This is a genomic window from Nonomuraea sp. NPDC048901, from assembly GCF_040649695.1.
In the GTDB taxonomy this organism is placed as follows: domain Bacteria; phylum Actinomycetota; class Actinomycetes; order Streptosporangiales; family Streptosporangiaceae; genus Nonomuraea.
This window is the reverse complement of record NZ_JBEZFW010000024.1, coordinates 166,298-172,963: the sequence shown is the minus strand read 5'-3', so window position 1 is coordinate 172,963 and position 6,666 is coordinate 166,298. Positions and strand designations below refer to the sequence as shown.

At 69.7% G+C, this 6,666-nt stretch carries 7 protein-coding genes; 2 read left to right on the top strand and 5 right to left on the bottom strand.

Going from position 1 to position 6,666, the window contains the following annotated elements; genetic code table 11:
• Positions 1-229: 229 nt before the first annotated feature.
• The 3 genes from AB0C30_RS50695 to AB0C30_RS50685 all read right to left on the bottom strand — a co-directional run bounded on the left by AB0C30_RS50695 (position 230) and on the right by AB0C30_RS50685 (position 3,301).
• Positions 230-643, bottom strand: coding sequence for a GNAT family N-acetyltransferase (locus tag AB0C30_RS50695; protein ID WP_357957978.1), 414 nt, complete (start codon positions 641-643; stop codon positions 230-232).
• A 29-nt stretch (positions 644-672) separates the two neighbouring features.
• The gene (locus tag AB0C30_RS50690) at positions 673-1,203 is read right to left on the bottom strand and encodes a YbhB/YbcL family Raf kinase inhibitor-like protein (RefSeq protein WP_357957976.1); all 531 of its coding nucleotides are present in this window, start codon (positions 1,201-1,203) and stop codon (positions 673-675) included.
• A 97-nt stretch (positions 1,204-1,300) separates the two neighbouring features.
• Positions 1,301-3,301 carry an AAA family ATPase gene (locus tag AB0C30_RS50685; RefSeq protein WP_357957975.1) on the bottom strand — a complete coding sequence of 667 codons (2,001 nt, stop codon included), beginning with the start codon at positions 3,299-3,301 and terminating at the stop codon, positions 1,301-1,303.
• Between the two features lie 154 nt (positions 3,302-3,455).
• Here AB0C30_RS50685 and AB0C30_RS50680 point away from each other — a divergent pair, with 154 nt between their 5' ends.
• A complete protein-coding gene (locus AB0C30_RS50680; RefSeq protein ID WP_357957973.1) occupies positions 3,456-3,749 on the top strand; it encodes a hypothetical protein in 294 nt (97 codons plus the stop codon).
• A 211-nt stretch (positions 3,750-3,960) separates the two neighbouring features.
• Here AB0C30_RS50680 and AB0C30_RS50675 read toward each other — a convergent pair whose 3' ends face one another.
• Both AB0C30_RS50675 and AB0C30_RS50670 read right to left on the bottom strand, forming a co-directional pair.
• Complete coding sequence (locus tag AB0C30_RS50675; protein WP_357957971.1) at positions 3,961-5,613, bottom strand: DNA repair helicase XPB; 1,653 nt, start codon at positions 5,611-5,613, stop codon at positions 3,961-3,963.
• A gap of 62 nt (positions 5,614-5,675) precedes the next feature.
• Positions 5,676-6,038: a hypothetical protein gene (locus AB0C30_RS50670; RefSeq protein ID WP_357957969.1), complete on the bottom strand. Its 363-nt coding sequence runs from the start codon at positions 6,036-6,038 to the stop codon at positions 5,676-5,678.
• Between the two features lie 126 nt (positions 6,039-6,164).
• Here AB0C30_RS50670 and AB0C30_RS50665 point away from each other — a divergent pair, with 126 nt between their 5' ends.
• A complete protein-coding gene (locus AB0C30_RS50665) occupies positions 6,165-6,665 on the top strand; it encodes a SigE family RNA polymerase sigma factor (protein WP_357957967.1) in 501 nt (166 codons plus the stop codon).
• The last annotated feature ends 1 nt before the right edge of the window (position 6,666 follow it).

The following is a 6,666-nucleotide window of genomic DNA, read 5'->3' as shown; positions in this document are numbered from 1 at the left end:
CTCGGCGCTGCAGAACGCCGCTTCCATCGCGGCGCTCTTCCTCACCACCGAGGCGGTCATCGCCGAGAAGCCCGAGAAGACCCCTGCCGCCCCCGCCGGCATGCCCGGCGGCGGAGACATGGACTTCTAGGTCTCCTCACCAGAGACTTCCAGGTCTCTTCTCACCAGACCGGCTCGGACGCACGTTGTCCGGGCCGGTCTGTTGTTGTGCGAAGAGCCGTACATATGATCATTTAAGGGGCTTGACCCAGCGAGACCACGTGGGCTGGCGTGCGTAGCCGGCGGCGGACCACGCCCCATGGGCGGAGACGTTGTCGTCCAGCACCATGGCGTCGGCGCGGAAGGCGCCGAAGGCGGCGAAGCGGGACTCGGCCGCGGCCAGGAGCGTGGTGGCGATGCCCTTACGGCGGTGGGACGGGTGGACGGCGAGGCGATAGAGGTGCGCGCGCCAGCCGTCCCAGCCCGCGATGAGCGTGCCCACCAGCTCCCCGTCGAGCTCGGCGAGGAGCAGGGCCTCCGGGTCGCGCTCGATCAGCGCCACCACCTTGTCGGGCGAGTCGCGCCGGTCGGTGCCCTCGGCGGCCAGGAGCCAGAAGTCGAGCACGGCGGGCACGTCGCCGAGCCCGCCGTGTCGTGTCTTCACCCCCGAAGCGGCTCCTGAATCGGCCGCCATCAGACGCCGAAGTGGGCGACGATGTGGCCGCGCGCGAGCGTGTTGGCGGTGATGTTGAAGCCGACCACCGCCGGGCTGGCGTCACTGTCGACGCCCAGCTCCGCAACACCCAGCGCGTGCACCGTGAAGACGTAGCGGTGCGGGTCGCCGGGCGGGGGAGCGGCGCCGCCGTAGTCCTTGCTGTTGTAGTCGTTGCGCGCGTGCGTGGCCCCCGCGGGCAGGCCCTTGAACTCAGGTGCGGTGCCGGCGCCGGTGGGCAGCTCGGAGACGGAGGCCGGAAGGTCGAAGAGCACCCAGTGCCAGAACCCGCTGCCCGTGGGCGCGTCGGGGTCGTAGCAGGTCACGGCGTAGCTCTGCGTCTCGGCCGGGGCGCCGGACCACTGGAGGTGGGGTGACAGGTTCTGGCCGGTCATGCCCCAGTCGTTGAAGACGTGCAGGTCCCCCAGCCTCTCCCCGTCCGCGATGTCGTCGCTCTGGACTGTGAGTGCGGGGACCGACGGCAGGTGTTCGTGTGGCAGCGGTGCGGGCACGGCGTCCTCCTTGGTAGAGATCCTCCACTACTCCAGCCATCCTAGGAGTGCGCCGGTTTCGGGAGACGACGTGCCCGCTCGCGGGTCCTTCAGGTGGTCAGGCGGACAGCTGGGCGGGCAGTGCCTTTCCGTGCAGGACGGTGAGCGAGGTGACCGCACGGGTGAGCACCACGTACAGCCTGGCCAGGCCGCGGGGCTCGGCCGCCACGATGTCGGCCGGCTCGACGACGATCACGTGGTCGTACTCCAGGCCCTTGGCCAGCGTCGCCGGGACGATCAGCAGCCGGTGCTCTTCGGTCGTGTCGGGGTCGAGCACGGCGTGGGCCAGCCCGTCGAGCTGCCCTGACACCTCCGCCACCAGGGCGTCGGGCACGATCACGCCGATCGAGCCCTCCCGGGCCATGGCCTCGCGCGCGGCGTCGGCGACCGCGCCGCCGGGGCGTACGCTCAGCGAGCCCACGCCGGGACGCAGCGACCGCGGCGGGGCCAGCGCCGGGGCGATCGACGGCAGCAGGCGGGCGGCGTAGTCGAGCACCTCGCGCGGCACGCGGAAGCCCAGCGTCAGCTCGGTGACCTCGCCCTCGTCCTGGCCCAGGTGCTTGAGGACGGTCTCCCACGAGCTGGTGGACCACGGCGTGGTGCCCTGGGCGAGGTCTCCGAGTACGGTCGCCGAGCCGTTGCGGCAGCGCCGGCCGAGCGCGCGCAGCTGCATCTCCGACAGGTCCTGCGCCTCGTCGACGACCAGGTGGCCGAGCGAGGGCGTGCGTTCGATCAGGTCGCCGAGCTCGTCGAGCAGCGCGGCGTCGGCCGCCGACCACTTGGCGGACTTCCAGCCTCGGTACGGTTTCTGCCATAGCAACATTTGCTGCTCGTCAGGCGACAAATCGGTTTTGGCGGCTTTTGCCAGGAACTCTGGGTCCGAGAGGAGCTTGAACAGGACCTGCTGCGGCACCAGTTTGGGCCAGACCACGTCGACGAGCTGCTTGACCGGCTTGGACCTGGCCACGGCGTCCTGCACCCGGTCGTCGGGCGACTCCCCGCGCTGCTCCATGCGTACCAGCACCATGTGCGCGAGCCGCTGGGCCAGTGCCGCCCGGCCGGGCCCGTAGCGGGTGGTGCCGCGTAGCGAGGCGACGATCTCGCGTACCTCGTAGTCGGCCACCCGGAAGCGGTAGGCGCCCTTGCTGTAGACGACGCCCTCCTCCGGCTTCACGATGTGCAGCCACAACGCCCGCTCCAGCACGGCGGCCATGCGGGCGTCGCCCTTCAGCGCCGACACCATCGGATCCTCCGGCGTGGCGTGCTCGCCGAGCAGGCCCGCCACCGTGGTCTGGTCGACCTTGACCTCGCCGAGCGCGGGGAGCACGGAGGAGATGTAGGACAGGAACGCGCGGTTGGGGCCGACGATCATGACGCCCGACCTGGCCAGCCGCTCGCGGTGGGTGAACAGCAGGTACGCGGCCCGGTGCAGGCCGACGGCGGTCTTCCCGGTGCCCGGCGCACCCTGTACGCAGACGGTCTGGGTGAGCGTGGCGCGGACGATCTCGTCCTGGTCCGGCTGGATCGTGGCGACGATGTCCCGCATCGGGCCGGTGCGCGGGCGCTCGATCTCCTCGGTCAGGATCTTCGACGGCCCGATGTCGCCGCCCTCGCCGAGCGGCTCGTCCTCGAACGCGGTCAGCATGCCGCCGTGATAGCCGAACCGGCGCCGCCGCGCGACGCTCATCGGATCGGCGGGGCTGGCCTGGTAGAACGCGCGGGACACCGGCGCGCGCCAGTCGATCACCAGCGGGCGGCTGCTGCCGTCGTGCACGTGGCGGCGGCCGACGTAGATCGTGGGGGGCAGGTCGTCGTCCGCCGAGCGGTCGAGGCGGCCGAAGAACAGCGGGGTGTCGGGGTGGTCGGCCAGCGCAGCCACCCGCTTGTCGAGCAGCGACTGCAGGATCTGCTGGGACACCCAGTCGCCGGCCGCGTCGGCCGACAGCGATTGGGCGTGCAGCCGCATGGCCTGGAGCGCGGCTCTCGACTCGGCCAGATGGGACTGCTCGGCCGCGAGCACGTCGGCGGGTATGTCGGGGGCCAGCTGGTGTGCGGGCATGCGAAAGTGCCTCCCTGGTCGAAGTAACGGAGGTGGTGTAGGTAGCGAATCGACCAGTTTAGTGGGGCGTCCGGCAGGCTTCCAAAGCATTTAGCCGGGGTAGAGAGGGACCGTGGCCCGCGTACGGTTTGTTTTCTCCCCGATCATCCCGACAGTGGCGAGTTTCCTGCTGGCGGCGCTGTGGGCATTGTCGGTGTTCGCGGGGTGGGGGCTGGAGGCGTTCTGCGCGGGGGGTGAGTCCGCGGCGGGCTGCTCGCAGCGGCTCGGCTCGGTCTCGACGCTGTCAGGGTTGTTCGCCGTGGTCGCCGCCTGCTGCACGGCCGGTGCCTGGCTGGTCCCTTCCGCAAGGAGCGACCCCCGCGTGTTCAGCCGGTTCATGGGCGTGGGTGTGGCCGCCTGGATCGCCGCCGAAGGGGTGCTCTTCCTGGGCGGCCTGCTCGCCAGATAACGACAACCTGCCAATAACCGAGAATTCGGGCATATCAGGTGCATTTGCCGGATCATGGGGGTATGTCGCTGGCTGATTGAGGGCGCACAGCGGCGTAGCACGCTGGTGAGGGGGGTGGTTCGATTGTCGACAGCCCGCGGAGTCTCGTGGACGTAACGACGTCGATGCCTGGCCGCTCGGAGGGTGAGCGGCCGGGCCTCGCCTCCTGGTGCTACACCCCGCCGTGCACGTCGTCGGCGTCGATGATCTGGTACGCGTAACCCTGCTCGGCCAGGAACCGCTGGCGGTGCGCCGCGAACTCCTGGTCGACCGTGTCCCTGCTGACCACCGTGTAGAAGCGGGCGCCGCCGCCGTCGGCCTTGGGCCGCAGCACCCGGCCGAGCCGCTGCGCCTCCTCCTGGCGTGACCCGAATGTGCCGGACACCTGGATGGCCACGGCCGCCTCGGGCAGGTCGATGGAGAAGTTCGCCACCTTGGACACGACCAGGACCTGGATCTCCTTGTCGCGGAAGGCCTGGTAGAGCCGCTCGCGCTCCTTGACCCTGGTCTCGCCCTTGATCACCGGAGCGTTGAGGTGCTCGCCCAGCTCGTCCAGCTGGTCGATGTACTGGCCGATGACCAGCACCTGCTCGCCCAGGTGCCGGCGGACCAGCGCCTCGGTCACGTGGGTCTTGGACGGCGTGGTGGCGCAGAAGCGGTAGCGCTCCTCGGACTCGGCCATCGCGTACGCCAGCCGCTCCTCGTCCGTCAGCGTGACCCGGACCTCCACGCAGTCGGCGGGGGCGATCCAGCCCTGGTTCTCCATCTCCTTCCAGGGCGCGTCGTAGCGCTTGGGACCGATCAGCGAGAACACGTCGCCCTCGCGGCCGTCCTCGCGCACCAGCGTCGCGGTCAGCCCGACGCGCCTGCGGGCCTGCAGGTCGGCGGTCATCCGGAAGATCGGCGCGGGCAGCAGGTGCACCTCGTCGTAGACGACCAGGCCCCAGTCGCGCGCGTCGAACAGCTCCAGGTGGCTGTAGACGCCCTTTCGCCGGGTGGTCATCACCTGGTAGGTGGCGATGGTGACCGGGCGGATCTCCTTCTTGCTGCCGGAGTATTCGCCGATCTCGTCCTCGGTCAGCGTGGTGCGCTTGAGCAGCTCCTGCTTCCACTGGTGCGCGCTCACCGTGTTGGTGACCAGGATCAGCGTGGTGGCCTGGGCGTGCGCCATCGCGGCCGCGCCGACGATGGTCTTGCCGGCGCCACAGGGCAGCACGACCACGCCGGAGCCGCCGTGCCAGAAGGCGTCGGCCGCGTCCTGCTGGTAGGGCCGCAGGCTCCAGCCGTCCTGCAACAGCTCGATCTTGTGGTGCTCGCCGTCGACGTAGCCCGCGAGGTCTTCAGCGGGCCAGCCCAGCTTGAGCAGCGCCTGCTTGACGTTGCCGCGGTCGCTCGGGTGCACGGCCACGGAGTCGTCGCTGAGCCGTTCGCCCAGCATGGGCTGGATCTTCTTGGACCGCAGCACCTCTTCGAGCACGGCCCGGTCGGTGGAGGTCAGGATCAGCCCGTTGGTCGGGTCCTTCTCCAGCTTGAGCCGGCCGTATCTGGCCATGGTCTCGGCGATGTCCACGAGCAGCGCGTGGGGCACCGGATAGCGGCTGAAACTGATCAGCGCGTCGATGACCTGCTCGGCGTCGTGCCCGGCCGCGCGCGCGTTCCACAGCGCCAGCGGGGTGACGCGGTAGGTGTGCACGTGTTCGGGGGCGCGCTCGAGCTCGGCGAACGGCGCGATGGCCTTGCGGCACTCGCCCGCGTTCTCATGATCGACTTCGAGGAGCAGCGTCTTGTCCGACTGGACGATGAGCGGGCCGTCGTTCACGGACATCCCTTCTACGGTTGACGCCTATCCAACACATCAGACGGCAAGAACAGTCCCCGAACAGGTAATCAGTCGTCGAGGTAGCCGTTGAGGCCGAGGAAGAGGAAGATGCCGAGGTTCAGCGCGAGGCCCACCCCGAACAGTGTCCAGCACCATACGAGCAGGCTCTTGGCACTGGCGGGCTGCGTGCTCGACCGGCCGAGCGCCATGCCCGCCAGAATGGCGCCAGGGATCGCGAAGATGTTGCAACAGCCGACGATCGAGAGCAGATTGAGCACCAGCGCGACGATGGCGGTGGCCTTCGGCCCCTCGGACGGCCGAGGTGGCGGGGGATAGCCGTAGCCATAACCGTGCTGTGGCGGCGGCTGCTGGCCGTAGGGTGCGCCGTAGGGCTGGTACGGATATTCGCCCGATGGGCCTTCTTGGCTCATGCCACCTCCTGACAGGTCAACATTTATCACGGAATGGCCACGCGCCCTGCCGGGTCTGCTGTCTCGCCATAGATCTGGACCCTCTCACACGTCTTTAGAGATCGAGACCCAGAGCAGGGAGGCGAGTTGCACCCGGACGACCTACGAGTCTTCACGGCGTTCGTCACGACGCGATCGGACAGCCTCATGCGCCTGGCGTACGTGCTCACCGGCGACCAGCACGCCGCGGAGGATCTACTCCAGAGCGCGCTGGCCAGAACCGCGGACCGATGGCGGAGCATCAGGGGCGATCCGGAGGCGTACGTCCGCCGGGTCATGTACCACGAGCAGGTCGGCCGGTGGCGTAGCCCGCGCTGGGGGCGCGAGCGCGTGGTCGAGACGCTGCCCGAGCGGATCGCGGGCGACGGCACCGCGCGGGTCGACGACCGGCTCACGCTCGAACAGGCCCTGCGCCGGCTGCCCGCCAAGAAGCGGGCCGTGCTGGTCCTGCGCTACTTCGAGGATCTGCCGGAGTCCGACGTCGCCAGGATCATGGGGTGCTCGATCGGCACCGTACGCAGCCAGACCCACCAGGCCGTGAAGCGGCTGCGCGAACTGGTGGGCGAGACAGTCCGTCTGGAGGCCTGAG